This window comes from Acidovorax sp. M2(2025) (assembly GCF_049330835.1).
Lineage (GTDB): Bacteria > Pseudomonadota > Gammaproteobacteria > Burkholderiales > Burkholderiaceae_C > Acidovorax.
In genome coordinates this window covers 4,760,991-4,785,479 of sequence record NZ_CP186262.1, presented here as the reverse complement: position 1 = coordinate 4,785,479, position 24,489 = coordinate 4,760,991, and the positions used below count along the sequence as shown (strand labels likewise).

The following is a 24,489-nucleotide window of genomic DNA, read 5'->3' as shown; positions in this document are numbered from 1 at the left end:
CTATACGCCATACGTATGACCAACCCCGCCGAAACCACCCTGGACCGTCTGGAACTGCTGCACACGCTGGTGCGCATCGTGGACGCCGGCAGCCTCTCGGCCGCTGCGCGGCAGTTGGGCACCACCCAGCCCACCGTCAGCCGCCGCCTGCGCCAGCTGGAGGCCTTCTGGGGCGTGCAGCTGCTGCAGCGCTCCACCCACGCCATGAAGCTCACGGAAGATGGCGACAAGGCCTACCAGCAAGCCAAGGCGCTGCTGGAGCGCTGGCACAGCCTGGACGCCGAGCTGCGGGGCCGCGAGGCCGCCGCCCTGCGCGGCCACCTGCGGGTGCTGGCGCCCACCATCTTTGGGCAGGAGCAACTGGTGCCGGCGCTGGTGGGCTTTTTGCAGGCGCATCCGCAGGTGTCGGTGGACTGGCTGCTCAACGACCGCCTTCCCGACTTCATTGCCGAAGGCATCGACTGCGCCATCCGCGTCGGCCGCGTGGAGGAGCCCAACCTCGTGGCCATCGCCCTGGCCGAGGTGCCCCGCATTGCCATCGGCGCGCCCGGCCTGTGGCCCGCGGGCACCCCCGCGCCGCAGACCCCCGCGGAGCTGGCCGGGCTGCCCTGGCTGGCGCTGCGCACCTTCTACGCGGACGAGGTCAGGCTGCGCCACCGCCACACCGGCGAGGTCGCGCGGTTTCCCATCACCCCGCGCCTGGGCACCGACAACCTGCAGGCCCTGCGCAATGCCGCGCTGGCCGGGGTCGGCGCGGGGGTGGCCTCGGCCTGGGCCGTGGCCGACGACATTGCGCACGGCCGGCTCGTCCACCTGGCCCCCGACTGGGAGGCGCCGCCCTTGCCCATCTACCTGCTCTACCCGCGCAGCAGCTGGCGCTCGCCCCGCCTCAAGGCCTTCATCGAGGCCATGCGGGCCGGCTTTCCCCAAGTGCGCGGCGTGCAGCCGCTGCGCCGCGGTGCGGAGTGACGCGCAGGGCCGCCCGCGGCCGGGCGGCCCTGCTGCGGTCAAGGAATTTAAGGAGAAACGGGCTCCAGCGCTTTAGCAACAAACGCAAGCAGCTATAAAAAGCATAGCATTCGACCTGCGAGGATGCGACGTTGGCCGCTGGCGCTCGCTCGCCCACGCTGGCGCCCAGCGGCTACGTCGCCTGTTCAGCCGGGCTTCTTCTGCTTTTGGTACGCCTGGTGCGCGGGCACACCGCGGTCCGTGTCCTGCAGGCCGCGCTGCAGGTCGTCGTAGGCCTGCTCCACCTCCGGGTGGCGCGCGCCATCGGTCATCCCCACCGCCTCGTCGCGCTCATGCGGCAGGCGTGCCTCCGGCCCGCCCAGGTCCTCCGGCCCGCTGCCGGGCTGCTCCGTAGGCTGGGTGGTGTTGGTGCGCCGCTCCGTGCGGGCGGGCACGGGGGCCGAAGGGGTGACATCTTTTTCTTGCGCAGGAACCTGGGGCATGGGGCCTCCGGATGAGAGACAGATGGCCCGATGCTAGGCACCCGCGCGGCGCACGCCTGTAGGCCAAGGTCTTCTTGCTGCGCGGGCGGGAGGGAACGCGGCCAGGCCGCTAGCCAGTCGCTCTTCGCAAAATCTGGCCGCCGCCTTCGCCGCTGTACTGCGGCGAAAGCGGAGCGGGGCTGGCGGACTCAACCCAGGCCCGAAACAGCCTCCAGCGCCATCACCGCCGTGGCCGTGTTGGAGATCGGGATGTGGTAGTTGCTGTGCACCCGCCGCACGCCCGCGCTGGCGGTGGACAGGGCCCCGCGCATGGCCAGCCACATCAGCAGCTCCACGCCCTGGGTGCCGGTCTTTTCCACCAGCTCGTGCACGCTGAACTGCGTGGCCCATTCGGGGTTGGCGGTCAGGCTCTCGATGAACTGCAGGTCAAATGCCTTGTTGATGAAGCCCGCGCGTTCGCCGTCCAGCTGGTGGCTGAGGCCGCCCGATGCAAGCACCGCCACCTTCTTGGTGCTGTCCCAGCTCTGGATCGCCTGGCCCACGGCCTTGCCCAGCGCGTAGCAGCGCTTGGCCGAGGGCAGCGGGAACTGCACGGTGTTGATGCACACCGGCACCACAGCCACCGGGCAATCGCCCTCGGGCCAGAAGAGCTTGAGCGGCAGCGTGCAGGCGTGGTCCACCAGCATTTCCTGGCAGGTCGTCACGTCAAATTCCTGGCCGATCAGCGTGTTGATGAGGTGCCAGGACAGGTCCACCTCGCCCTGCAGCGGCGCCAGGGTGGGGATGCCCCAGCCTTCGTCGGCGTTGTGGTACTGGGCCGCGGCGCCCACCGCAAAGGTGGGCATCTTGTCGAGGAAGAAGTTCAGGCCGTGGTCGTTGTAGAACAGCACCACCACGTCGGGCTTTTTCTCGCCCAGCCACTGGCGGATGGGCGGGAAGCCGTCGAAGAAGGGCTTCCAGTAGGGATCGTTCTGCAGGCCCTTGTGGATGGCGTTGCCAATGGCCGGAATGTGCGAGGTGCCGAGGCCGCCGATGAGTTGTGCCATGGGATGTCTCCTTACTTGCCTGCGGCCACGAGCTTGGCCTTGAATTCGTCCTTGGTCATGCCGGTCTGCTGCGCGCCGATGTCCTGCATGTCCAGATGAAAGATGCCCGCGAACTTGGCCAGGTAGTAGGCATTGCCGCCCGCGGCGATCAGCTGCAGCACGTTCTTGGCGCGGATGGCGGCGGCCTGCTGCTCGTTCAGGCCGTATTGCTTCATGTACGCCTCTTCGTCGGCCAGGAAGGCCTTGCGGTTGGCCTCGTGGTTGAACGAGAAGCACATCTTGTTCAGCGCATAGCCCTTGCGGGCCTGATCGCCATCGAACGGCGTGGTGCCGGGTATCGGGGGCAGCTTGGAAGGCATGGAAGTCTCCGGGTCTTGATGTAAGTCAGTCCGCAGTGTCAGCGTGCCATTGCCAAAGATGAAGCCCGAAAACATCATCGAATACATGAGCGATTTCGATGGATCGGCGTTGGACGGCCACCTGCTGAAGCTGCTGCTGGCCGTGCTGGAAACGGGCAGCATCACTGCGGCGGCCGAGCGCCTGGGCGTGACCCAGTCGGCGGTGAGCCACCTGCTGGACAAGCTGCGTGCCATCACCGGCGATCCGCTTTTCGTGAAGCGCGGCCGTGGCATCGTGCCCACGGCGCGGGCCGAGGCCCTGGCCCAGCCCGCCCGCGACATGCTGCGGCAGATGCAGCTGTTTGCCCAAGGGGCCGAGTTTGATCCGCGCGCCTGGCAGGCCGAGCTGACCCTTGCCGCCAACGACTTCCAGCGCGACCTGCTGCTGCCGGCCCTGGCCGCGCGCCTGCGCGCCGCCGCGCCGGGCGTCACGCTGCGCATCGTGCCCAGCGGCGCGCCCAGTGCGGAGCTGCTGCGGTCTGACGCCTGCCAGCTCGCCATCAGCCCCCGGCCGCCGGACGGCACCGACATCGTGCAAAAGCGCTTGTTTGAAGACCAGTACCGCGTGTTCTACGACGCTGCCGTGCGTGATGCGCCGGCCACCGAGGCCGATTACCTGGCCGCCGACCATGCCACGGTGGCTTATGAAGCCCACCGGGGGCTCGACCTGGACCGGCAGCTGCTCGCGCGGGGTGTGCGGCGCCGCTTTGCCGTGCGCGTGCCGGGCTTTGCCGCGCTGCCTGCATTTGTGCGGGGCACGCCGCTGCTGACCACGGCGCCATCGTTGCTGGCCCGCACGGCGCTGGCCGGCCTGGCCAGTGCCCCGGTGCCAGTGGTGTGCCCGTCGCTTCCGATGTACCTGATCTGGCATGCGCGCTACCAGCAGGACGCGGCGCACCGCTGGCTGCGGGGCGCTCTGGAGGCGGGGGTCGGGCCCGCGCTGGGGGCGGCGGGTCCGGGCTGATCCCGGCGCGGGGCAGGCCCGCAGGCCGTGCGGCCACGTGCAAAAAAGCAGGTGCAGTCCTACATCCGGCCCGCCTGCCACGCGGCACGCTGGGGGCGACGTCCGCGCCTGCCCCATCGCATGAGCATCACCATCACCATCGCCACCTCGGTCTCCGCAGCCGACTATGCCCGCATCGAACAGCTGGCAGAAGTGCTGCGGGAGAAAGACGGCAACTTCCGCGGCCGGGCCGTGACGGTGGAGCGGGGCCCCACGACGGCAATCACGGACACGCAGGACAAGCTGCGGGGCGCGCTGCTGCAATTGCTGGTGGAAGGCGTGCTGTCCAGAGGCTTCTGAAGCCGGTGCGCTTGTTCACACCAGGTTACACCCCTGTCGCGCAATCCGGGGCAGGCTGGGGTCGGTGTTGATGGCCGCGGGAGCTGGGTCACTTCGCTGTGTTGCAGCAACTCCGCAATCGGGGGCCGTTTTTTCATGGCAATTTCCATTACTGTCGCCCGGGGGGTGCCAGACGACGCGTATGCGCGCGTCGTGGCGCTGACCCGGGAGCTTCAAGCGTCGGACGAGAACTTCCAGGGGGTGGACCTGCAGGTGCAGCGCGGCGACCTGACCGCGGTGGCGCTCAAGGTCAGCGACGGTGACGACGCGATGCGAGAGCGGCTGCTGTGGCTGCTGGTCGCGGACGCGCTCAAGGGGGACCCGGACTCGGTCATGGGCGCACTCTGCTGAGGGGCTTCCCGCCGTTGCCCGGCACCCGCGCGCCCGCGACGCCGGGGCGCGCTCTACCGTGCGAGGGCCCGGTTGCGCTGCAGGGCGCGGCGCAGCAGGCGCGTGGCGCGGTCGCGCAGGCCGGCAGGTTGGGGCGGGGCGCGCCGCACCGGCTCCGCCTTGGCCTGGACGCAGGCGGCCAGAAAATCCTGCAGGATGGCTGTGTCGTCCAGCGTGTCGGCGCCCTGCTTGTGGAACTCGGGATGCCACTGCGTCGCGGCGATGTAGCCGCGGCCCGGCCCCGGCTTGACGCGGATGGCTTCCGGAACACCATCGGGCTCGCTCAGGGCTTCGACCACGAAGTCGGGCGCAACCCGCTTGATGCCCTGGTGGTGGATGCTGTTCACGCGGGCGCGGGGCAGGCCGGGATAGAGCTGCGCCAGCCGCGAGTCGGGCACGATCTGGATGTCGTGGAAGTGCTGGTCATACGCCGTCGCGTTGCGGTGCTGCAGCGCTCCGGGGTGCTGGGTTTCGATGTCCTGGTACAGCGCGCCGCCAAAGGCCACGTTGATGAGCTGCAGGCCGCGGCAGACGCCAAAGATGGGTTTGCCCACCTCGGCAAAGGCCTTCACCAGGGCCAGATCGTAGATGTCGCGCACCCGGTCGCCAATCCACTCTTCACGCAGGGGCTCCTCGCCATAGTTGCCGGGCCACACGTCGGCGCCGCCGTGCATCACCACGCCGTCCAGCCACTGCGCGTAGTGCTGCAGCGTCACATCGCCGCGGGCCGTCTCGCCCGTGGGGCAGGGCACCATCACCACCATGGCCCCCGCGGACATGATCCAGTGGGCGATGGACTGCTCCACGTACTGCAGCGTCTTGTTGGTGAACAGCGGGCGGGTGGGGTCGGCATGCTGGAAGCAGGTGGACAGGCCGATCTTGAGGCGGGGTGCGTCGGGCATAAACAGGGGCTCCGGGGTCACGCACGGCGGGCGTGGGCGGGGAAACAGTGGACGGCTTTCCGTTGTAGCACCGCGGACCGGCGCCGTCTGTAGGAAGGGGCCGTACCCGGCCGCTGCGGTCGGCCGACGGGGCGGCGGGCCCGGAAAATGTGGCTTTCTTCATGAAAATGCAACCAATGGTGGCCCCGGGGGAGGGGGCTGGACGGGGGTTGCTCGCAATAATTTCGGCTGCCCGGGCGCCATGAAGGCGGCGCCTGGGGGTGCCGTTCCCGCCTTCTCCCCGGAAGCCCAACATGTCCCATCCCAAGAACCGCCTGCCGGCGCTCTCCGTGCTGACTGCCGCCCTGGCGTCCCTGGCCTGGCCGCTGGCAGTCCAGGCCGCCGTGCCCCCTGGCGCTGCTGCGGAAATCATCAGCCTGCAAGGCACGGGTGACCAGCGGTCGGCCGCCGCGGCCGACTGGCAACCCGCCCGCCCCGCCCAGCCCCTGGCCACCGGCGACTTCGTGCGCACGCGCCAGGCCGCCAAGATGGCGCTGCTGTTTGCCGACGACACGCAACTGCGCCTGCACCAGAACACGGTCCTGCAGGTCAAGGGCGTGGCCACGCCCGCCCAGCCCGTGACCACGCTGCTGCTGAACGCGGGCCGCGCCTGGACCCAGACGCGCCGTGCCGACGGCAGCCGGCTCAACCTGGAAACCCCGGCCGCCACCGCCGCCATCCGCGGCACGGACTGGGACCTGAGCGTGGAAGACGATGGCCGCACCGTGCTCACCGTGCTGTCGGGCACGGTGGAGTTCTCCAACGCGCAAGGGCAGGTGTCGGTGAGCGCGAACGAGGCGGCCGTGGCTGAAGTGGGCAAGGCCCCGGTCAAGCTGGTGCTGAGCCAGCCGCGCGACCGCATCCAGTGGGTGAACGCGCTGCGTGCGGACCCTCTGCCGGCGCTGGCCGCCGAGCCGGTGCCAGAGACCCTGGCGCCCGTGCAGGCCGCCCTGCGCTCGCGTGACCTGGGCGCCGCACGCGCCGCGCTGGCGCAGGCACGCGCGGCTGGCGCGCCCGCCGGCTGGGTGACAGCCCTGGAGGCGGCCGTGGCGCTGCAGGCCGGCGACCTGCTGGCCGCGCGCGAACTGCTGCAGCGCCAGGGGGCTGCGGGCGACGCGCCGTTGCCCGCCTGGCTCATGCGCTCGGACCTGCAGCTCATGGACGGCGACGGCGCGGGCGCGCTGCAGACGCTGGACAGCGCCGCGCAACGCTGGCCCGCACACCCCGCGCTGGTGGCGCAGCGCGCGCGCGTGCAGCTGCTGGGCGACCGCGTGGACGCCGCCGCCGCCACGCTGGCGCCCGCGCAGGGCACCGCGCACGCCGAGCTGGCCCTGGTGCGGGCCGAGCTGGCGCGCCGCCGCGGGGACGCGCCCGCCACCCTGGCCGCGTACACCGAGGCCACGCAGCTGGCCCCGGCGGACGCGCGCGGCTGGCAGGGCCTGGGCAGCGCCCACACCGAGCGCGAGGACGCCCGGCCCGCCCGCAGCCACCTGCACCAGGCGCTGGCGCTGGACCCGCAGAGCCCCGGCGCCTGGGGCGAACTGGGCACGCTGGAGACCTTTGCCAACCAGTTCACCGAGGCCGGCCAGGCCTTTGCCACCGCGTTGGGCGACAACCCGGCGGACTACATCGCGCTCACCGGCCAGGGGCTGCTGCACCTCAAGCAGGGCCACCCTGAAGCGGCGCTGGACGCCTTTCTGCGCGCGGGGGTGATGGAGCCGCGCTATGCCCGCGCCAAGACCTGGACGGCCGTGGCGTACTACCAGCTCGGCCGCCACCAGGATGCCCTCGTCACGCTGCGCCAGGCCAGTGCCCTGGACGACAAGGACCCCGTGCCCTACATGCTGCTGGCGCAGATCCACACCGATCTGTTCGAGTCTGGCGAGGCGGTGGCCGCCGCCCGCGCTGCCGTGGAGCGCATGCCCTACCTGAAGTCCCTCAACCAGGTGGCCAACGACCAGAAGGGCAGTGCCAACCTGGGCGCATCGCTGGCCTTCTTCGGCATGGAAGACTGGGCGCTGGAGCTGGCCCAGCAGAGCTTCTACCCCTACTGGGGCGGCAGCCACCTGTTCCTGGCCGACCGCTACCAGGGCGAGTTCAACAAGAACTCGGCGCTGTTCCAGGGCTTTCTGACCGACCCCATGGCCTTTGGTGCGAGCCAGCGGTATTCGTCGCTGCTGCAGCAGCCGGGGGCGCATGGTGCGGTGGGTGTCACGCTAGACAAAGACCTCTACCGCATGCGCGCTCCGGCCGTCACGCTCAACGGCATGGACAACAGCCGCGTGCCGGTGTCGTGGTTCTTCAAGGCGCAGTCGGCCAACGCCAGCGAGTTCCCGTTCGATCTCCAGGCCAATGACGCCCCGGCCTTTCGCGGGGGCGTGGGCGATGTGCGGGCGCATGCCGTCACTGTCGGGGCGGGCATGCAGCCGACTGAACGCATCAACCTGTTTGCCTACGTGAACCAGTTCGACATGCGCCTGCGCAGCCAGAACCTGTTCGAGACGTCCATGGACAACACGAGCACCCAGGGCGCCCTGGGCATGGCCTACCGGTGGGGGCCCACCGAGCAGACCTGGATCAAGGTGGGGCGCAGCGTGGAGAACATCCTGCTGCAGCGATACCCCACGCTGCAGATCGACCCGCCGTTCGTGAGCCTGATGGGCGTGGGCAGCGAGCCCAAGAAGCAGTTCAACGACCTGCAACTGCGCCACACCGTGGACACGGCCCCGGGCAGCCGCTGGAGCCTTGCCCTGGAGCACGTGCGCGAGCGGCAGAACAATCTGATCGGTGGTGAGGCGCTCGTGGGCGCCGACATTCCCGGTGTGGGGTCCTACCGCGATGTGCTGATCTTGGGGGGGTACAACCATGTGGACCGGCGCTACACCGGCCTCACGCTGGCTACCACGCAGCAACTGGACAAGGCACTGAGCCTGGACGCGGCCCTGGGCCTGCAGCAGATCCGCCACCGCGTGGACGGCCTGACGCAAAGCTACCTCGTGGGCCTGGACCGCCTGTCCGAGGAGCAGGCCGGCCGGGCCGATACCGAACGGACCGTCACCCCCCGCGTCGGCCTGGTCTGGCAGCCGCGCGCCGGCACCACCGTGCGCATGGCCTACCAGGACTGGCTGCGGCCGCTGAGCGTCTCCACCCTCACCAGCGTGGAGACGGCGGGCATCCCTGTGGAAGACCGCCTGGTCGAAGCGGGCGGGCGCCACAAGCGCACCGTGGCGCAGGTGGGCATGGAGCTGGGCGCGAACACCTTCCTGAGCCTGCGGGCCGACCACCTGCGGGTGCGCAACCCGGGCACCATCGGGGTGGACCTGCGCACGCCCAGCCTGCCGTTCCTGGAGGAGATGCGCAACACCCAGCTGGTGAACCTGTCCAACACCGACTTGCTGGAGAGCACGCCCAGCTTTGACACCGGGACGCTCAAGACGCTGGGGGCGGGCGTCAACCACATGTTCAGCCGCCGCTGGTCGGCCTATGCCAAGTACCTCTACCAGGGCAGCGAAAGCCATATCTACGACACGGAGGGGCCCGCGGGCCGCATCCCCTACATCCCGCGCCACACGGCCGTGCTGGGGGTCACCTGGGTCAGCCCGCAGCGGTTCTATGTGAGCGGCCGGGCGGTGTACCGGTCCGAGCGGTTCGAGGACAAGCAGAACCTCACGCGCATCGCGCCGGGCTGGGGCGTGGACCTGATGGGCTTCTGGGAGTCGCAGGACAAGCACTGGGTGGTGGGGGCGGCGGCCATGAACCTGTGGGCGCCCAAGTCGGACCGCCGAAAGACCCGGTATGTTCTGGACGCGCGCTACCGCTTCTGACCCCGCTTCGCCCACGGCGCGCCGGCAGGCGCGGCTGGCGGCGCTGGCTGCCAGTGCGCTGGCGCTGATGCTGGTGGGCGTGGCCACGTTCAGCCCCACCTGGCACGCGCTGGAGTTCAAGACGTTTGACGTGCTGACGGGCCTGACCGCGCCGCGCCGCACGGACTTGCCGGTGGTGGTGCTGGCGATCGACGAGCCCACGTTCCAGGAGCTGCAGCAGGCCTGGCCCTTCCCGCGCAGCCTGCACGCCGCGCTGCTGCGCCGCCTGCACGACGAAGGCGCCGCCGCCGTGGGCATGGACATCGTGTTTGCCGACCCCTCCACCGAGGCCGAGGACGCCGCGCTGGCCCAGGCCATTGCGCAGGCCGCGCCTGTGGTGCTGGCCGCCACCCGCGAGAAGATCGACAGCGGCAACGCCGCCATGTGGATGAACATCACGCCGCTGCAGCGCTTCCTGGACGCGGGCGCAGACGCCGGCGACGCGGGCGTGGAGCCGGACGACGACTTCGTGGTGCGCCGCGCCCCGCTGGCGCGCGACGGCTTTGCCCTGCGCCTGGCGCAGCGGGCCGCCGAATCGTGGGGCGTGCGTCCAGTATTGAAGCACTTCAACTGGATCGGCTACCGCGGCCCGCGCGGCACCTTCGACACGCGCTCGTACTACCAGGCGCTGGAGCCCGGCCTGCTGCCCGACGGTTTCTTCAAGAACAAGATCGTGCTGGTGGGGCGCTCGGCGCGCACGGCCGCCGAGCTGTCGCGCTCGCAGGCCGACCTGTTCAATTCGCCGTTCGGCACCGTGGGGGGCGAACGCCTGTTCCCGGGGGTGGAGCTGCAGGCCACGCTGGTGGACAACTACCTGCGCGGCGGCGGGCTGCGCAGCGTGTCCGAGGGCTGGACGCTGGCGCTCACCGCGCTGCTCCTGCCGCTGCTGCTGTGGAGCAACCGCCGGCTGCACCCGGCGGGCGCGGCCGCGCTGGCGGCGGCGGTGGTCGTGGCCATCGGGGCGGCGTCGTGGCTGCTGGTGGCGCAGCTGCGCCTGTGGTGGCCGCCGCTGCTGCCGGCTGCGGCGGCGGTGGCCATCTACGGCGCGGCGGCGCTGGTGGGCTACGCCACCATGCGCCAGCGCGCGCGCCAGACGCGGGCCATGTTTGCGCAGTACGTGCCGCCCGCCGTGGTCTCGCGCCTGATTGCGCAGCCCGAGCTGATGCGCCTGGGCGGCGAGGCGCGCGAGGTCACCGTGATGTTCACCGACCTGGCCAACTTCACCACCCTGTCCGAGCAGCTTACCGCCGAACAGACGGTGGAGGTGCTGACCGGTTACTTCAACGCGATGACCCCCATCGTGCACGCCACGGGCGGCACCGTGGACAAGTTCATCGGCGACGCGGTGATGGCCTTCTGGGGCGCGCCGCTGTCCGACCCGCAGCACGCCGCCCACGCGCTGGAGGCGGCGCTGGCCATGCAGCAGGCCATGCAGCCCCTGGTGGCCGACCTGCGCGCGCGCGGGCTGCCGCCCATCCACATGCGCATCGGCCTGCACAGCGGCCGGGTGGTGGTGGGCAACGTCGGGTCCGAGCAGCGCTTTTCGTACACCGCCATCGGGGACGCGGTCAACCTGGCTGCCCGGCTGGAGGGGGCCAACAAGGCCTTTGGCACGGGCATCCTGCTGTCGGGCGCCACGGCGGCGCTGCTGCCACCGCACCAGGCCGCCGGGCTGCGGGCGCTGGACGACGTGATCGTCAAGGGCAAGACGGAGCCGGTGCGGGTGTTCACCCCTTGCGGTGACGCCGAAGTGCGCGAGGCCAGCCTGGCGGCCCTGGCGGCCTTCCACGCCCGCGACTGGGACGCGGCAGCGCCGCTGCTGGACCGTGTGCTCGAGCGCCTGCCCGGCGATGCGGCGGCCGCGCGGCTGCGGGAGCGGCTGCTGGCCGCCCGCGCGCTGCCCGCGGATGCGCCCTGGACCCCGGCCGTCGCCCTCGACAAGCTGTGAGTGAACATCCTTTGACATGTGTTGACCGGGGTCATGCTCCACAGTGCCATCATGGCGGTGGGCTGAACCCACACACCGTTTTGAAAACTCACAAGGAGCCACCATGCAAGTACAAGTGAACACCGACGACCACATCCAGGGCGGGGAATCCCTCGCGCAGTGGATCACCGACGAGTCCAAGAGCCGCCTGGCGCGCTTCCAGGACTACGTCACGCGGCTGGAAGTGTTCCTGAGCGACCTGGACGCCGGCAAGTCCGGCGCCAACGACAAGCGCTGCCGCATCGAGGCGCGCGTCACGGGCCGCCAGCCGGTGACCGTGACGGACGAGGCCGACAAGATGGCCAACGCCTTCATCGCCGCCGTGGACAAGCTCGCCCGCGCCCTGGACGCCGACCTGGGCCGCGCCAAGGACCGCAACGGCCGCGACACCATCCGCGCCGCGGATGCGGGTGAGTGAGCGAGTTTTGATGAAATTGCCTGATTAGCGACCTAACTCAGACGCTTTCTCTTCCCCACCCGTTCGGGCTGAGCCTGTCGAAGCCTTGCACGCGCGCTGCAAGCCCTGGCTTCGACAGGCTCAGCCCGAACGGGTGGAGTGGTATCTGAGATAAGTAACTAATCAGGTGAAATTGGCTGCTGGCGCTTGAAGGATAAGCACTGAAAGCTATCAATTTGATAGTTTTTAGTCTGAAGCAAACACCTTGAATCCGTTCACGCTGAGCTTATCGAAGCGCTGCGCAGGGCTTCGACAAGCTCAGCCCGAACGGGTCTCAAAGTCATAGAAAAGCCGCTGCAGCGCCCCCGTTGCAGCAGCTTTTTCTTGTGGCGAACGCCTACAGGTCCAGCACCAGCAGCTTGCTGCGCGCCCGCGAGCAGCAGGGCATGAACTGTTCGTTGGCGGCCTTTTCCTCGTCCGTCAGGTACATGTCGCGGTGGTCCACCTCGCCCTCCAGCACGCGGGTGATGCAGGTGCCGCACACGCCTTGCTCGCACGAGGTCAGGATGTCGATGCCTTCCTTGCGCAGCGCTTCCACCACCGACACGTCGGGCGCAACGGCGTAGGTCTTGCCGGTGCTGGCAATGCGCACCTCAAAGCTTACGTCCCCGGAGGTGTCCTGCGCCGGGGCGCCAAAGTACTCCAGGTGGATGCGGTCCTGCGGCCAGCCCAGGCCCTTGGCGGTGTTCACCACGTAGTCGATGAAGCCCGCCGGGCCGCACACGTACAGCCGGGCGTCCGGGCCGGGCTGCGCCAGCACGGCGGGCAGGTCCAGCTTCTGCTCGGGCGCGCCCGCGTCGAAGTGGAAGTGCACGTGCGGGGCCATGCCGGACGCGCCGATTTCCTCGACAAACGCCGTGCGCTCGGCCGAGCGGGTGCAGTAGTGCAGCGCGAACTGGGCCCCCGTGCGCGCCAGCCGGTCGGCCATGCACAAGAGCGGCGTCACGCCGATGCCGCCCGCCAGCAGCAGCGTGCGTTCTGCCGGGTGCAGCGCAAAGTGGTTGCGCGGCGTGCTGATGGTGATGAGGTCGCCCTCGTTCACGCGGTCGTGCATGGCGACCGAGCCGCCGCGCGAAGCCGGGTCGCGCAGCACGGCGATGCGGTAGCGGTGCGATTCGTGCGATGCGTTGCACAGCGAGTACTGCCGGGTCAGCCCGCCCGGCAGGTGCACGTCGATGTGCGAGCCCGCGCTGAAGGGTGGCAGCGGCGCGCCGTCCGCGCGCGCCAGCTCGAAGCTGGCGATGCCCTCGGCCTCGGCGCGCTTTTGGACGACGCGGACCTGCAAGGTCTCCTGGGCGGTCATGCGGGCTGCCCTGCGGCGGTGGCGGTGGCCTTGGCGGCTTGTTCAGCCGCAATGATGCGGTCCAGGATCTTGCGCGACTGCACGCCGCCCGCGTCGATGTTCAGCATGAGCAGCTTGCGGTCCGGGTAGCGCAGCAGGTTCTCTTGCTGCTGCTCCAGCATGTCCTGGTCTTCGGCAAAGATCTTGCCCTGGCCTTCGCGGATCTGCGTGGTGAGCGACGGGTCCTGCGGCTTGAAGTTGCGCGCCATGCCCCAGAAGTAGTGGATGGAGGTCTCCGTCTCGGGCGTGATGAAGTCCACCACGATGCTCGACGCCTTCTTGTCGGCCGGGGCGTTGTAGCCGCCGTGGCCGGCCAGCGCCACGCCCACCTCGATCAGCACATGGCTGGGGGGCGTGAAGTGGCAGATCTGCCAGCGGTCCACGGGCTGGTCGTCGGGCAGGCCGTTCATGCGCAGCGCCATCTTCCAGAAGGGCGGCGGCTGGATGTTGTCCATGAAGCGGCTGGTGATCACCTCGTCACCCTCCACGCGCGTCTTGCAGGGCACCTCGTCGATCTCCTTCTGGCCGATGCTGGTGGAGTGCACATAGGTCTCGTGCGTCAGGTCCATCAGGTTGTCGATCATCAGGCGGTAGTCGCAGGCGATGTGGTACAGCCCGCCGCCATAGGCCCACTCGGGGTTGTCGGCCCAGGGCAGGTGGTGGATGGTGGCCGGGTCGGCCTGGTCGGCATCGCCGGGCCACACCCAGATGAAGCCGTAGCGTTCCACCACCGGAAAGCTGCGCGCCCTCGGAAAGCCCTGCACGCGCTGGCCGGGCATGGACACCGACTTGCCGTCGCAGCCCACCTTCAGGCCGTGGTAGCCGCACATCAGCTCGCCGCCGCACACGCGGCCCAGCGACAGCGGCGCGCCGCGGTGGGGGCAAAAGTCTTCCAGCGCGGCGACCTGGTCGGGCGCGGGGCGGTAGAACACGATCTTTTCGCCGCAGACGGTGCGGCCCAGCGGCTTGTCGCTGATCTCGTGGGGCAGGCACGCTACGTACCAGGCATTCTTGGGATACATGTTGTCTCTCTCCAGGTCGTGGGATGGAGCGCAATGGGATTGCGCCGCTGGAGCGATTGTGGGGAAAGTGCCGAGCGTTGTATACAGAAAAAATAGACAAAGCAGTTATTGAAAACTGAGATACCTGTAAGTAATTGATTTTTCAGGTGTATTGCAGCGCAGAACTGGCTTTTTGGATTTGTTGTGTATACATTTCAGCGCCATGCCTGCCACTCTTTCCGCTGATGCTGCCGAAGACCGCGTGACCGCCCCGCCGTCGCCCTTGCCTGCTGCCGAAGCCGGGGCCTCGCAGTCGGTCAAGGCCCAGCTGCGGCTGCGCGAGATGATCCTGGCCGGCGCCCTGCCGGGCGGCGCCCGCGTGGCCGAGCTGGCCCTGGTGGAGGCGCTGGGCGTGTCGCGCACGCCCATCCGCGCCGCGCTGATGCGGCTGGAGCAGGAAGGCCTGTTGCACCGGCTGCCCGGCGGCGGCTATGCCGTGCGCACCTTCTCGGAAACCGATGTGGCCGACGCCATTGAACTGCGCGGCACCATGGAAGGGCTGGCCGCCCGCCTGGCGGCCGAGCGGGGCGTGGCCCCCGAGCTGCTGGCAGAGGCGCACGCCTGCCTGGATGCCATCGACGCCGCGCTGGCGCCGCCCACGCTCGACGACGAGGGCTTCTCGCGCTACGTGGACCTCAACGCCCAGTTCCACGGGCTGCTCAGCCGCATGGTGGGCAGCGAGGTGGTGGCGCGCGAGCTGGAGCGGGTCAAGGGCCTGCCCTTTGCGTCGCCCTCGGCCTTCGTGGTGGTGCAGGCGCATTCGCGGCAGGCGCGGGACATGCTCGTCGTGGCGCAGGACCAGCACCGGCAGGCGATCGACGCCATCGAGCGGCGCGAGGGCGGCCGGGCCGAAGCCATCCTGCGCGAACATTCGCGCATCACCCGCCGCAACCTGCTGGCCGCCGGACAGGCGCCCCATGTGCGCGGCTTGCCGGGTGTACAACTCATCCGCTGAAGGGCGGTCGGGCCGGGGCTGGGTATGCCGTTTGTCGATACCTGAATGCTCGAATTTGCTCTTGTGCAATAACGCAAGCCGCGCCAGACTGCGCCACCGTCCTGTATACAACGATTATTTCCACCGGAGACAACGATGCAAAAACGCCATCTTCTGCGGGCCTCTGCGGCTGCGATCCTGACCCTGGCCGGCGGCCTGGCTGCCCTGCCTGCGGCCGCCCAGGACAGCAACGTGTTCAAGATCGGCCTGATCCTGCCCATGACCGGCCAGCAGGCCACCACGGGCCGCCAGATCGAGGCCGCGGCGCGCCTGTACATGGCGCAGAACGGCGACACGGTGGCGGGCAAGAAGGTGCAGCTCATCGTCAAGGACGACACCAGCCTGCCCGACGTGACCCGCCGCCTGGCCCAGGAGCTGGTCGTCAACGAAAAGGTGAACGTGCTCGCCGGCATGGGCATCACGCCCTCGGCCATGGCCACCGCGCCGCTGGCCACGCAGTCCAAGACGCCGCTGGTGGTGATGGCCGCTGCCACCTCCAGCATCACCGAAGCCTCGCCCTATGTGGTGCGCACCAGCTTCACGCTGCCGCAAGTCTCCGTGGCCCTGGCCGACTGGGCGCCCAAGAACGGCATCAAGAAGGTGGTCACGCTGGTGAGCGACTATGGCCCCGGCATCGACGCCGAGAAGTTCTTCAACCAGCGCCTCACGTTCAACGGCGGCCAGGTGACCGAAGCCCTGCGCGTGCCGCTGCGCAACCCCGATTTCGCCCCCTTCCTGCAGAAGGTGCGCGACGCCAAGCCCGACGCGCTGTTCGTCTTCGTGCCCTCGGGCGCAGGCGCCGCCGTGATGAAGCAGTTCCTGGAACGCGGGATGGACAAGGCCGGCATCAAGCTGATCGCCACCGGCGACGTGACCGACGACGACCAGCTCAACGACATGGGCGACGGCGCCCTGGGCGTGGTCACCTCGCACCACTACTCGGCTGCGCACCCCTCGCCCCTGAACAAGAAGTTTGTGGAAGCGTTCGAAAAGGCCAACAAGGGCCTGCGCCCCAACTTCATGGCCGTGGGCGGCTACGACGGCATGCGCGTGATCTATGAAGCGCTCAAGACCACCAAGGGTGCTGGCGGCGGGGACGCGCTGCTGGCCGCCATGAAGGGCCAGGTCTTCGAGAGTCCGCGCGGCAAGGTGTTCATCGACGCGCAGACGCGCGATATCGTGCAGGACGTGTACCTGCGCAAGGTCGAGCGCGTGAACGGCCAGTTGTACAACGTGGAGTTCGACGTCATCAAGGACGTGAAGGATCCCGGAAAAACCAAGTAAGCCCCCCTGAGCCGCTGCGCGGCTTCCCCCAGAGGGGGACGCCGCCAGCGCGGCGGGGCGGCCCTTGCGCGGCGGCTGCTGGTCTGGGCCGCGCCAGTTTTTGGGGGCGGGGGCTTTCTCGCGAGCCGTTCGGATTCGGACTGAGCTTGTCGAAGCAGGGCGCGCAGGTTAGCGTCCAGTCTTGGTAGTTCCCTGCACCGCACCGCCACAGCCTCAACGCAGTGGCCCATCTTGTCTTCAATGAAGTGATTTCATGCTGACCATTCTTTTCGACGGCGTGGCCTACGGCATGCTGCTGTTCATCCTGGCGGTGGGCCTGGCGGTGACCATGGGGCTGATGAACTTCATCAACCTGGCCCATGGCGCCTTTGCCATGGCGGGGGGGTACATCACGGTGCTGCTGATGCAGCGGCTGAATGTGCCCTTTCTCGTCTGCCTGCCGATTGCCTTTGTGGGCACGGCCCTGCTGGGCGGCGTGCTGGAGCGCACGCTGTACCGCCCGCTGTACCACAAGCCCCACCTGGACCAGGTGCTGTTCTCCATCGGCCTGGTGTTCATGGCCGTGGCCAGCGTGGACTATTTCGTGGGCTCCACGCAGCAGATCATGCAGTTGCCCGAATGGCTCAAGGGCCGTACCGAGATCGGCAGCGGGGCCCTCATGCTGGGCATGGGCCACTACCGGCTGTTCATCATTGCGGTGTGTGCGGCGCTGACGGTAGGCCTGCAGTATGTGCTCACCAAAACCCGCTTCGGCAGCCGCCTGCGCGCCAGCGTGGACGACCAGCGCGTAGCCGCCGGCATGGGCATCAACGTGAACATCGTGTTCTTGTCCACCTTCGCGTTCGGCTCGGGCCTGGCGGGCCTGGGCGGTGCGCTGGGGGCGGAAGTGCTGGGGCTCGACCCGAGCTTTCCGCTCAAGTTCATGATCTACTTTTTGATCGTGGTGGCCGTGGGCGGCACCTCGTCCATCACCGGCCCGCTGCTGGCCGCGCTGCTGCTGGGCATTGCGGACGTGGCCGGCAAGTACTACATCCCCAAGCTGGGCGCCTTCATTGTGTACAGCCTCATGATCCTGATCCTCATCTGGCGCCCTCAGGGCCTGTTCGTCCGCAAGGGAGGCAAATGATGGCGGACGCGCAAAACACCCTGCTGCAGGCCCGGCGCTTCCGCTGGTGGGAGCCCGTGCTCTGGCTGCTGGCCTTCGCCGCGCCGCTCGCGCTGCCCAGCCATGCGCTCATCATCAACGAGATCGCCATCGTGGCGCTGTTCGCCCTCTCGCTGGACCTGATCCTGGGCTACACCGGCATCGTCTCGCTGGGCCATGCAGCCTTCTTCGGCCTGGGCGGCTACGCGGCCGCGCTGTTTGCCAAGCATGTGATGCCCGACCCGCTGGTGGGCCTGGCCGTGGGCATGGGGGCGGCCACCCTGCTGGGTGTGGTGGCGTCGTTCACCATCCTGCGCGGCACCGACCTGACCCGCCTCATGGTCACGCTGGGCGTGGGCCTGGTGATGCTGGAGCTGGCCAACAAGCTCGACTGGCTGACCGGCGGCGCCGACGGCCTGCAGGGCGTGATGATGGGGCCGCTGCTGGGCCGGTTCGAATTTGACCTGTACGGCCGCACGGCCGCGTGGTACTCGCTTACCGTGCTGCTGGTGTTTTTCTTGCTCGCGCGGCGCATCGTGCAGTCGCCGTTTGGCGCCACGCTCAAGGCCATCCGCGACAACCGGCTGCGCGCCATGGCCATCGGCATCCCCGTGACGGCCAAGCTGGCGCAGGTGTACACGCTGGCCGCCGCGCTGGCCGGTGTTGCGGGCGCGCTGCTCACGCAGACCACGGGCTTTGCCTCGCTCGACCTGTTCGAGTTCCACCGCTCCGCCGACGTGTTGCTGATCCTGGTGATTGGCGGCGTGGGCTGGCTGTACGGCGGCATCCTCGGCGCCATCGGTTTCAAGCTGCTGCAGGATGTGATCTCGTCCATCACGCCCCAGTACTGGACCTTCTGGGTGGGCCTGTTCCTGGTGGTACTGGTGCTCGTGGGGCGTGACCGCCTGTTCCGCCCCTGGACCTGGTTGAGGAAATGAAACACCCCCTGAGTCGCTTCGCGCCTTCCCCCTCTCTCTACGCGCTGCGCGCTAGGGGAGGGGGACGCAGCCAGCGCGGCGGGGCGGCCCTTGCGCGGCTGCCCGCGCAATGCTCCGCGCCAGTTCCACGGGTTGCATGCTGTACGCGATGCAATGGACCACTGACATGAATATTTCTACCCCCAACACCGTGCTGTCGGCACAGGGCCTGGTGAAGCGGTTTGGCGGCATCACGGCCACCAACAACGTCACGCTGAACCTGCACAAGGGTGCGCGCCACGCGCTCATCGGCCCCAACGGCGCGGGCAAGACCACGCTGATCAACCTGCTGACCGGCGTGCTGGAGCCCACCGAAGGCTCCATCACCCTGGAAGGCCAGGACATCACCCGCCTGGCCCCGCACCAGCGCGTGCAGCGCGGCCTGGTGCGCACCTTCCAGATCAACCAGCTGTTCGACACCCTCACGCCGCTGGAGACGCTGGCGCTCACCGTGTCGCAGCACCAGGGCCTGGGCGGCAAGTGGTGGCAGCCGCTGGGCGCGCGCAAGGCCGTCACGGAGCGCTGCGAACAACTGCTGGAGCAGTTCCACCTGACGTCCGTGATGGCCGAGGAGACGCGCGTGCTGGCCTACGGCAAGCGCCGCCTGCTGGAGATTGCCATTGCGCTGGCGTGCGAGCCGCGCGTGCTGCTGCTGGACGAGCCCGTGGCCGGCGTGCCCGCGGGCGAGCGCGAGGAACTGCTGCAGACGGTGGCGGCCTTGCCCGCCGATGTCTCGGTGCTGTTGATCGAACACGATATGGACCTGGTTTTCAGTTTTGCCAACCGCATGACGGTGCTGGTCAACGGCACCGTGCTCACCGAAGGCGACCCCGAAACCATCGCCAACGACGCGCAGGTGAAGGCCGTGTATCTGGGCCATGGGGAGGACGCGCATGTCTGAGCTGCTGCGCATCGAAGGCCTGAGCGCAGGCTACGGCGAAGCCGTGGTGCTGCAAGGTATTTCGCTGGCCCTGCCCGAAGGCGACACGCTGGCCCTGCTGGGCCGCAACGGCACGGGCAAGACCACGCTCATCAACGCGCTGGCCGGCGCCACGCGCCAGCACGCGGGCACGGTGAGCCTGGGCGGCGTGGCCCTGCACAAGCTGCCGCCGCATGAGCGCGCGGCCGCCGGCATCGGCTGGGTGCCGCAAGAGCGCAACATCTTCAAGTCGCTGACCGTGCACGAGAACCTCACGGCCGTGGCGCGCCCGGCCCGCCAGGGCTCCACCGCCCGGCAGTGGACGCCCGAGCGCGTGTACGAAATGTTCCCGCGCCTGGCCGAGCGCAAGACCAACCTGGGCACGCAGCTGTCGGGTGGCGAACAGCAGATGCTGGCCGTGGGCCGCGCGCTGGTGCTCAACCCGCGCCTGCTGCTGCTGGACGAGCCGCTCGAAGGCCTGGCGCCCATCATCGTGGAAGAGCTGCTGCGCGCCATCCGCCGCATCACGCGCGAAGAGGGCCTGTCGGCCATCATCGTGGAGCAGCACCCGCAGGCCATCCTGGCCATCTCGGACCACGCCGCCGTGCTGGACCGGGGCACCGTGGTGCACACCGGCAGCGCCGCCGAGCTGAGCGCGCAGCCCGAGCTGCTGGACCGCCTGCTGGGCGTGGCACGGTAGCGCGCAACCATGGGCAGCGCCGTGCACCGCAGAACCCTCCTGACATGGCTGGCAGCGTCGTTCGGCGGTGCGGCCAGCGCGCAGGCCGGTTATCCCTCGCGCCCGCTGCGCATCGTGGTGCCCAATGCCGCGGGCGGCGCGGCCGACATCACGGCGCGCACCGTGGGCCAGAAGATCGCCGGCCCGCTGGGGCAAAGCGTGGTCATCGAGAACAAGCCCAGCGCGGGCGGCGTGGTGGCGGGCGAGCAGGTGGCCCGCGCCGAACCCGACGGCCACACGCTTCTGCTGGTGAGCAGCGGCACGGCGGTGAGCGCGGCGCTGTTCCAGTCGCTGCCGTTCGACACGCTCAAGGACTTTGCGCCCGTCTCGCTGCTGGCCACGTTCGACCTGGCCGTGGTGGCGAAGGAGGGCGGGCGCTTTCGCACGCTGGCCGACCTGCTGGCGTATGCGCGCGCCCACCCGGGCCAGCTCAACATCGGAACGCCGCAGATCGGCACCACGCAGAACCTGGCGGCCGAACTCTTCAAGGTGACGGCAGGCATCGACGCGCAGGTGGTGCCCTTCAACGGCACGCCGCCAGTCATCACGGCGCTGCGGGGCGGCGAGATCGACGTGATGGTCGACATCCTGGGCGGCCTCATGCCGCAGATCGGCTCCAAGGCGTTGCGGCCGCTGGCCGTGATGGGCGCGCAGCGGGCGCCGCAGCTGCCCGATGTGCCCACGGTGCGCGAGAGCGGCGGGCCGCTCGCGGGCTTCAACGTCACGTCGTGGAACGGCCTGGCCGTGCCTGCCAAGACGCCCGCCGCCGTGGTGGAGCGCCTCTCGCGCGAGGTGCAGGCCGCGCTGGCCCAGCCCGACGTGAAAAAGCGCCTGCTGGAGCTCAACCTGAATGCCCAGGGCAGCACCCCCGCGCAGCTGGGCGAGCACCTGGCGGCTGATGTGCGCCGCTGGAGCGACGTGATCGCCAAGGCCAAGATCGCGCGGCAGTGAACCCACGGCAGCCAATGATGCCCCGGACACGCTGATGCCAGACGGATCCAAACCGTAAAAATCCGCTCGCGCTGAGCTTGTCGAAGCGTTGCGCGAGGCTTCGACAGGCCTGTCCTGAGCCCGTCGAAGGGCGCAACCCGTACGGCTCAGGTAAGTCGAACGTTCACCCGCACGAAAGGAACATCGAATGAACATCACACACATCGGCCTCGTGGGCTATGGCGAGGTGGGCAAGATCTTCAGCGCGGGCTTGCGTGTCCAGCCCGGCGTGGCCTCCGTTGCCGCTTGGGACCTGAAGCTGGCCAGCCCCGCGCACCGCGACGCCCTGCAGCAGCACGCCGCGCAGGCAGGTGTGGTGGCGGCGGATTCCTTGCAGGCGCTGTGTGCGCGCTGCGATTGCATCCTCTCGGCCGTCACCGCGTCGAACACGCTGGCCGTGGCGCAGGAGGCGGCGCGGCACATCCGCCCCGGCTCCGTGTTCCTGGACCTCAACTCCGCCTCGCCCGGCACCAAGCAGCAAGCGGCAGCGCTCATCGAGGCGCGGGGCGCCCACTACGTGGAGGCGGGGGTGATGACCTCGGTGCCGCCCTACGGCATCCGCGTGCCCATGCTGCTGGGCGGCGCGCAGGCTGCCGCGTTGGCCGCCGTGCTGACGGGCTGGGGCATGGATGCGAAACCCGTCAGCGAGCAACTGGGCGTGGCCAGCGCCATCAAGATGTGCCGCAGCATCATGATCAAGGGGCTGGAGGCCCTGGTGGTCGAGAGCTACGCCACGGCCCGCCACTACGGCGTGGAAGACCATGTTCTGCCCACGCTGGCCGAGACCTTTCCGTCCATCGACTGGCACGAACAGGGCCGCTACTTCTTCAGCCGCGTGGTGCAGCACGGCCAGCGCCGCGCCGAGGAGATGCGCGAGTCCGCCCACACGGTGCGCGAGGCCGGCATGGAGCCGCTGATGGCCTCGGCCATCGCCGCCAAGCAGCAGTGGGTGGCCGACCTGGCGCGCGAAGGCGTCTTTAAAGCCCTGCCCAAGGACGCGCGCTGGCAGGACTATGCGGACCGGGTGCTGGGCAGTTTGGACCGGGATGATGCCGCTCGGAATTGAGGTTGCATCGGTCTGCGCAGCCTCCGCTTGCACCACTCCCCGCCCGTTCACGCTGAGCCTGTCGAAGCGCAGCGCGAGGCGCAGGCGGGCCCGCAGGTCGGGTTAGCGCAGCGTAACCCGACGCCGCCGGGTGCCCCCTAGGCGTCGGGTTACGCCCTTCGGGCTAACCCGACCTACGGACTGCTGCGCCAAAACCACGGGAGCAGGGCATCAGCCCGGCGTCTTGTACAGCGCCACCAAGGTCGTGCGAATCAGCTCCGCCATCGCCTGCTGCGTCAGCGTGGCCGGGCGCTGCGAGCTGACGGCCATGAACAGCTTGCTGCGCAGCCGGGTGCCGCCGCCTTCGCTATCGCCTTTGCCATCGCCTTCGCTCTCGCCCGCCTCACTGCTGTCGCTGCTCGCGCCGTGAATGGGCCGCGTGCTGAACACCTCCGGCTTGCCCGAGGTGGTGACCGCGTTCATGGGCAGCACCGCACAGCCGGCGCCGTCGGCCACCAGGTCCAGGATGGCGGCCACGCCGTCGATCTCCAGGCTGATCTGCGGGCGCTTGCCGCGCGCGGCCAGCTCCGACTCCACCAGCATGCGGATGGAGTTGGGGCGCGTGGGGATCACCAGCGGAAAGCGCGGCAGCTCGTCCAGCGGCAGGGGCGTGCGGGCCAGGGCGTCGGCCGCGGCCTCGCTCAGGCCCGCGTCGCGGCGCTGCACCAGGAACAGGTCTTCCTCCAGCAGCGCCGTCGTCTCGATGCCCGGCGCGGGCGTGGTGTTGTAGAGCAGGGCAATGTCCAGCAGCCCCGTGGTCAGCGATTCGCGCATGGCCACCGACAGCCCCTCGCTGATGGCCAGCGCTGCATCCGGCAGCTTCACGCGGAAGGCGCGGGTCAGCGGCACGGTGAGCACCTTGGCAATGCTGGGCGGCAGGCCGATGGCCACGCGCCCGGCCAGCGCGCCGCGCACACGGCCCAGCTCCTCGCGCGCGCGCTCCACCTGGTGCAGGATGCCGCGGCCGTGCTCCAGCAGCAGCTTGCCCGCCTCGGTGGGCGTGGCGCCCCGGCCGTTGCGCACCAGCAGGTTCTGGCGCAGCTCCACCTCCAGCAGGCGCACCTGGCGGCTCAGTGCGGGCTGGGCAATGTCCAGCACCACCGAGGCGCGCGTGAAGCTGCCCAGCTCGGCCACGCGCACAAAGTATTCGATCTGCTTGAGGTCCATGGGCAAGGCTCTCTGATATAGCTGCGTACCAACGATCAAGGAATGATATATCTGGTAGTGCCGGGGCCGTCTTCATGTTTGCGCGCGGGCTGCCCACAATCGCGCCACAACCCTGGGCAAAAAGGCGCTGCCGCGCCGCCCGGACACAACATCCCGCAGGAGACAAGCCACCATGACGACGCCCGCCCTTCGCGGCATTTCCTCCATGGCCACGCGCCAGGTGCTGGCCGATCTGGTGGCCGGGTTTGCGCAGCAGTCGGGCACGCAGGCGGCCATCGAGTCGGTGGGCGGCGTGGACGCGGCCAAGCGCGTGGCGGCCGGCGAGGTGTTCGATGTGGTCATCCTCGCGTCCGACGCCATCGACAAGCTCATGGCCGCAGGCCATTTGGTGCCCGGCAGCAAGGTGGACTGGGTCCACTCCGGCGTGGCCGTGGCCGTACCCTCAGGCGCGCCGCTGCCCGACCTTGGCAGCGAAGACGCCGTGCGCGCTGCCGTGCTGGCCGCGCCCAGCATCAGCCTGTCCACCGGCCCCAGCGGCGTGGCGCTGAGCAAGCTGTTCGAGCGCTGGGGCATGGCCGAGCAGATCGCCCCGCGCATGGTGCAGGCGCCCCCCGGCGTGCCAGTGGGCTCGCTGGTGGCCCAGGGCGAAGTGGCGCTGGGCTTTCAGCAACTGAGCGAGCTGCTGCACGTGCAGGGCATCCAGATCGCGGGCCCGCTGCCGCCGGCCATCCAGATCACCACCACGTTTTCCGCAGGCGTCGGCGTGCATTCTCAACAGGTGGATGCGGCGCGCGCCTTGCTGGCCTACCTGGCCTCTCCCGCCGCCGCTGAAGCCAAGCAAAAGCAAGGCATGACGCCCGCCTGATCCATCACAAGAACACATTCCAGGAGA

General features: G+C 69.2%; 23 protein-coding genes. 16 read left to right on the top strand and 7 right to left on the bottom strand.

The annotated features are described in order from the left end of the window. Window positions 1-15 precede the first annotated feature (15 nt). On the top strand, window positions 16-969 hold the full coding sequence (locus ACOYR3_RS21985; RefSeq protein ID WP_422844423.1) for a LysR family transcriptional regulator: 954 nt from the start codon (window positions 16-18) through the stop codon (window positions 967-969). A gap of 185 nt (window positions 970-1,154) precedes the next feature. Here the strand turns inward: ACOYR3_RS21985 and ACOYR3_RS21980 are convergent, their stop codons facing one another. The 3 genes from ACOYR3_RS21980 to ACOYR3_RS21970 all read right to left on the bottom strand — a co-directional run bounded on the left by ACOYR3_RS21980 (window position 1,155) and on the right by ACOYR3_RS21970 (window position 2,856). Beyond that, window positions 1,155-1,451: a hypothetical protein gene (locus ACOYR3_RS21980; protein WP_422844422.1), complete on the bottom strand. Its 297-nt coding sequence runs from the start codon at window positions 1,449-1,451 to the stop codon at window positions 1,155-1,157. 188 nt (window positions 1,452-1,639) lie between these two features. Continuing rightward, the gene (locus ACOYR3_RS21975) at window positions 1,640-2,497 is read right to left on the bottom strand and encodes a class III extradiol dioxygenase family protein (protein WP_422844421.1); all 858 of its coding nucleotides are present in this window, start codon (window positions 2,495-2,497) and stop codon (window positions 1,640-1,642) included. 11 nt (window positions 2,498-2,508) lie between these two features. After that, window positions 2,509-2,856: a protocatechuate 4,5-dioxygenase subunit alpha gene (locus tag ACOYR3_RS21970; protein ID WP_422844420.1), complete on the bottom strand. Its 348-nt coding sequence runs from the start codon at window positions 2,854-2,856 to the stop codon at window positions 2,509-2,511. 58 nt (window positions 2,857-2,914) lie between these two features. Between ACOYR3_RS21970 and ACOYR3_RS21965 the strand changes: the two genes are divergently transcribed. The 3 genes from ACOYR3_RS21965 (at window position 2,915) to ACOYR3_RS21955 (ending at window position 4,588) form a co-directional block, all read left to right on the top strand. Beyond that, a complete protein-coding gene (locus ACOYR3_RS21965) occupies window positions 2,915-3,859 on the top strand; it encodes a LysR family transcriptional regulator (protein ID WP_422844419.1) in 945 nt (314 codons plus the stop codon). 120 nt (window positions 3,860-3,979) lie between these two features. Further along, on the top strand, window positions 3,980-4,198 hold the full coding sequence (locus tag ACOYR3_RS21960; RefSeq protein WP_422844418.1) for a hypothetical protein: 219 nt from the start codon (window positions 3,980-3,982) through the stop codon (window positions 4,196-4,198). Window positions 4,199-4,333: 135 nt separating this feature from the next. Beyond that, window positions 4,334-4,588, top strand: coding sequence for a hypothetical protein (locus tag ACOYR3_RS21955; RefSeq protein ID WP_422844417.1), 255 nt, complete (start codon window positions 4,334-4,336; stop codon window positions 4,586-4,588). A 53-nt stretch (window positions 4,589-4,641) separates the two neighbouring features. Here the strand turns inward: ACOYR3_RS21955 and ACOYR3_RS21950 are convergent, their stop codons facing one another. Next, window positions 4,642-5,529, bottom strand: a complete 888-nt coding sequence (locus ACOYR3_RS21950) for a gamma-glutamyl-gamma-aminobutyrate hydrolase family protein (RefSeq protein WP_422844416.1) — start codon at window positions 5,527-5,529, stop codon at window positions 4,642-4,644. A gap of 293 nt (window positions 5,530-5,822) precedes the next feature. Between ACOYR3_RS21950 and ACOYR3_RS21945 the strand changes: the two genes are divergently transcribed. The 3 genes from ACOYR3_RS21945 to ACOYR3_RS21935 all read left to right on the top strand — a co-directional run bounded on the left by ACOYR3_RS21945 (window position 5,823) and on the right by ACOYR3_RS21935 (window position 11,836). Beyond that, window positions 5,823-9,392 carry a TonB-dependent receptor domain-containing protein gene (locus ACOYR3_RS21945; protein WP_422844415.1) on the top strand — a complete coding sequence of 1,190 codons (3,570 nt, stop codon included), beginning with the start codon at window positions 5,823-5,825 and terminating at the stop codon, window positions 9,390-9,392. After that, complete coding sequence (locus ACOYR3_RS21940) at window positions 9,364-11,379, top strand: CHASE2 domain-containing protein (RefSeq protein WP_422844414.1); 2,016 nt, start codon at window positions 9,364-9,366, stop codon at window positions 11,377-11,379. Before ACOYR3_RS21945 ends, ACOYR3_RS21940 begins: the two co-directional genes overlap by 29 nt. Before the next feature lie 103 nt (window positions 11,380-11,482). Next, entirely contained in the window at window positions 11,483-11,836 is a 354-nt protein-coding gene (locus tag ACOYR3_RS21935) for an HPF/RaiA family ribosome-associated protein (RefSeq protein ID WP_422844413.1), read from the top strand. A gap of 376 nt (window positions 11,837-12,212) precedes the next feature. On the opposite strand, the gene ACOYR3_RS21930 is transcribed toward ACOYR3_RS21935, so the two are convergent. Then, window positions 12,213-13,178, bottom strand: a complete 966-nt coding sequence (locus tag ACOYR3_RS21930) for a PDR/VanB family oxidoreductase (protein ID WP_422844412.1) — start codon at window positions 13,176-13,178, stop codon at window positions 12,213-12,215. Next, on the bottom strand, window positions 13,175-14,239 hold the full coding sequence (locus ACOYR3_RS21925; RefSeq protein WP_422844411.1) for a Rieske 2Fe-2S domain-containing protein: 1,065 nt from the start codon (window positions 14,237-14,239) through the stop codon (window positions 13,175-13,177). Before ACOYR3_RS21925 ends, ACOYR3_RS21930 begins: the two co-directional genes overlap by 4 nt. A 202-nt stretch (window positions 14,240-14,441) precedes the next feature. Here ACOYR3_RS21925 and ACOYR3_RS21920 point away from each other — a divergent pair, with 202 nt between their 5' ends. The 8 genes from ACOYR3_RS21920 to ACOYR3_RS21885 all read left to right on the top strand — a co-directional run bounded on the left by ACOYR3_RS21920 (window position 14,442) and on the right by ACOYR3_RS21885 (window position 22,391). Then, complete coding sequence (locus tag ACOYR3_RS21920) at window positions 14,442-15,233, top strand: GntR family transcriptional regulator (protein WP_422844410.1); 792 nt, start codon at window positions 14,442-14,444, stop codon at window positions 15,231-15,233. A gap of 135 nt (window positions 15,234-15,368) precedes the next feature. Beyond that, window positions 15,369-16,556, top strand: coding sequence for an ABC transporter substrate-binding protein (locus tag ACOYR3_RS21915; RefSeq protein ID WP_422844409.1), 1,188 nt, complete (start codon window positions 15,369-15,371; stop codon window positions 16,554-16,556). A gap of 253 nt (window positions 16,557-16,809) precedes the next feature. After that, window positions 16,810-17,682 carry a branched-chain amino acid ABC transporter permease gene (locus ACOYR3_RS21910; protein ID WP_422844408.1) on the top strand — a complete coding sequence of 291 codons (873 nt, stop codon included), beginning with the start codon at window positions 16,810-16,812 and terminating at the stop codon, window positions 17,680-17,682. Continuing rightward, a complete protein-coding gene (locus ACOYR3_RS21905; RefSeq protein WP_422844407.1) occupies window positions 17,682-18,638 on the top strand; it encodes a branched-chain amino acid ABC transporter permease in 957 nt (318 codons plus the stop codon). The genes ACOYR3_RS21910 and ACOYR3_RS21905 overlap by 1 nt, the downstream gene beginning before the upstream one ends. Window positions 18,639-18,804: 166 nt before the next feature. Then, complete coding sequence (locus ACOYR3_RS21900; RefSeq protein ID WP_422844406.1) at window positions 18,805-19,578, top strand: ABC transporter ATP-binding protein; 774 nt, start codon at window positions 18,805-18,807, stop codon at window positions 19,576-19,578. Further along, window positions 19,571-20,296, top strand: coding sequence for an ABC transporter ATP-binding protein (locus tag ACOYR3_RS21895; RefSeq protein WP_422844405.1), 726 nt, complete (start codon window positions 19,571-19,573; stop codon window positions 20,294-20,296). Before ACOYR3_RS21900 ends, ACOYR3_RS21895 begins: the two co-directional genes overlap by 8 nt. Window positions 20,297-20,305: 9 nt before the next feature. Further along, the gene (locus ACOYR3_RS21890) at window positions 20,306-21,286 is read left to right on the top strand and encodes a tripartite tricarboxylate transporter substrate binding protein (RefSeq protein WP_422844404.1); all 981 of its coding nucleotides are present in this window, start codon (window positions 20,306-20,308) and stop codon (window positions 21,284-21,286) included. A gap of 187 nt (window positions 21,287-21,473) precedes the next feature. Further along, window positions 21,474-22,391 (top strand): DUF1932 domain-containing protein, encoded by a 918-nt coding sequence (locus tag ACOYR3_RS21885; protein ID WP_422844403.1) that lies wholly within the window; start codon window positions 21,474-21,476, stop codon window positions 22,389-22,391. A gap of 210 nt (window positions 22,392-22,601) precedes the next feature. Here ACOYR3_RS21885 and ACOYR3_RS21880 read toward each other — a convergent pair whose 3' ends face one another. Next, window positions 22,602-23,597: a LysR substrate-binding domain-containing protein gene (locus tag ACOYR3_RS21880; RefSeq protein ID WP_422844402.1), complete on the bottom strand. Its 996-nt coding sequence runs from the start codon at window positions 23,595-23,597 to the stop codon at window positions 22,602-22,604. Window positions 23,598-23,769: 172 nt separating this feature from the next. On the opposite strand from ACOYR3_RS21880, the gene ACOYR3_RS21875 reads away from it, so the two are divergent. Beyond that, window positions 23,770-24,462 carry a substrate-binding domain-containing protein gene (locus ACOYR3_RS21875; protein WP_422844401.1) on the top strand — a complete coding sequence of 231 codons (693 nt, stop codon included), beginning with the start codon at window positions 23,770-23,772 and terminating at the stop codon, window positions 24,460-24,462. The last annotated feature ends 27 nt before the right edge of the window (window positions 24,463-24,489 follow it).

What these genes read in the sequence shown, in the direction of transcription:
- ACOYR3_RS21925 (WP_422844411.1), bottom strand. Translation starts at nt 14,239, where the DNA reads ATGTATCCCAAGAATGCCTGGTACGTAGCGTGCCTGCCCCACGAGATC.
- ACOYR3_RS21955 (WP_422844417.1), top strand. Translation starts at nt 4,334, where the DNA reads ATGGCAATTTCCATTACTGTCGCCCGGGGGGTGCCAGACGACGCGTAT.
- ACOYR3_RS21890 (WP_422844404.1), top strand. Translation starts at nt 20,306, where the DNA reads ATGGGCAGCGCCGTGCACCGCAGAACCCTCCTGACATGGCTGGCAGCG.
- ACOYR3_RS21945 (WP_422844415.1), top strand. Translation starts at nt 5,823, where the DNA reads ATGTCCCATCCCAAGAACCGCCTGCCGGCGCTCTCCGTGCTGACTGCC.
- ACOYR3_RS21980 (WP_422844422.1), bottom strand. Translation starts at nt 1,451, where the DNA reads ATGCCCCAGGTTCCTGCGCAAGAAAAAGATGTCACCCCTTCGGCCCCC.
- ACOYR3_RS21915 (WP_422844409.1), top strand. Translation starts at nt 15,369, where the DNA reads ATGCAAAAACGCCATCTTCTGCGGGCCTCTGCGGCTGCGATCCTGACC.
- ACOYR3_RS21880 (WP_422844402.1), bottom strand. Translation starts at nt 23,597, where the DNA reads ATGGACCTCAAGCAGATCGAATACTTTGTGCGCGTGGCCGAGCTGGGC.
- ACOYR3_RS21910 (WP_422844408.1), top strand. Translation starts at nt 16,810, where the DNA reads ATGCTGACCATTCTTTTCGACGGCGTGGCCTACGGCATGCTGCTGTTC.
- ACOYR3_RS21935 (WP_422844413.1), top strand. Translation starts at nt 11,483, where the DNA reads ATGCAAGTACAAGTGAACACCGACGACCACATCCAGGGCGGGGAATCC.
- ACOYR3_RS21950 (WP_422844416.1), bottom strand. Translation starts at nt 5,529, where the DNA reads ATGCCCGACGCACCCCGCCTCAAGATCGGCCTGTCCACCTGCTTCCAG.
- ACOYR3_RS21930 (WP_422844412.1), bottom strand. Translation starts at nt 13,178, where the DNA reads ATGACCGCCCAGGAGACCTTGCAGGTCCGCGTCGTCCAAAAGCGCGCC.
- ACOYR3_RS21965 (WP_422844419.1), top strand. Translation starts at nt 2,915, where the DNA reads ATGAAGCCCGAAAACATCATCGAATACATGAGCGATTTCGATGGATCG.
- ACOYR3_RS21875 (WP_422844401.1), top strand. Translation starts at nt 23,770, where the DNA reads ATGACGACGCCCGCCCTTCGCGGCATTTCCTCCATGGCCACGCGCCAG.
- ACOYR3_RS21920 (WP_422844410.1), top strand. Translation starts at nt 14,442, where the DNA reads ATGCCTGCCACTCTTTCCGCTGATGCTGCCGAAGACCGCGTGACCGCC.
- ACOYR3_RS21975 (WP_422844421.1), bottom strand. Translation starts at nt 2,497, where the DNA reads ATGGCACAACTCATCGGCGGCCTCGGCACCTCGCACATTCCGGCCATT.
- ACOYR3_RS21960 (WP_422844418.1), top strand. Translation starts at nt 3,980, where the DNA reads ATGAGCATCACCATCACCATCGCCACCTCGGTCTCCGCAGCCGACTAT.
- ACOYR3_RS21985 (WP_422844423.1), top strand. Translation starts at nt 16, where the DNA reads ATGACCAACCCCGCCGAAACCACCCTGGACCGTCTGGAACTGCTGCAC.
- ACOYR3_RS21900 (WP_422844406.1), top strand. Translation starts at nt 18,805, where the DNA reads ATGAATATTTCTACCCCCAACACCGTGCTGTCGGCACAGGGCCTGGTG.
- ACOYR3_RS21885 (WP_422844403.1), top strand. Translation starts at nt 21,474, where the DNA reads ATGAACATCACACACATCGGCCTCGTGGGCTATGGCGAGGTGGGCAAG.
- ACOYR3_RS21940 (WP_422844414.1), top strand. Translation starts at nt 9,364, where the DNA reads ATGTTCTGGACGCGCGCTACCGCTTCTGACCCCGCTTCGCCCACGGCG.
- ACOYR3_RS21895 (WP_422844405.1), top strand. Translation starts at nt 19,571, where the DNA reads ATGTCTGAGCTGCTGCGCATCGAAGGCCTGAGCGCAGGCTACGGCGAA.
- ACOYR3_RS21905 (WP_422844407.1), top strand. Translation starts at nt 17,682, where the DNA reads ATGGCGGACGCGCAAAACACCCTGCTGCAGGCCCGGCGCTTCCGCTGG.
- ACOYR3_RS21970 (WP_422844420.1), bottom strand. Translation starts at nt 2,856, where the DNA reads ATGCCTTCCAAGCTGCCCCCGATACCCGGCACCACGCCGTTCGATGGC.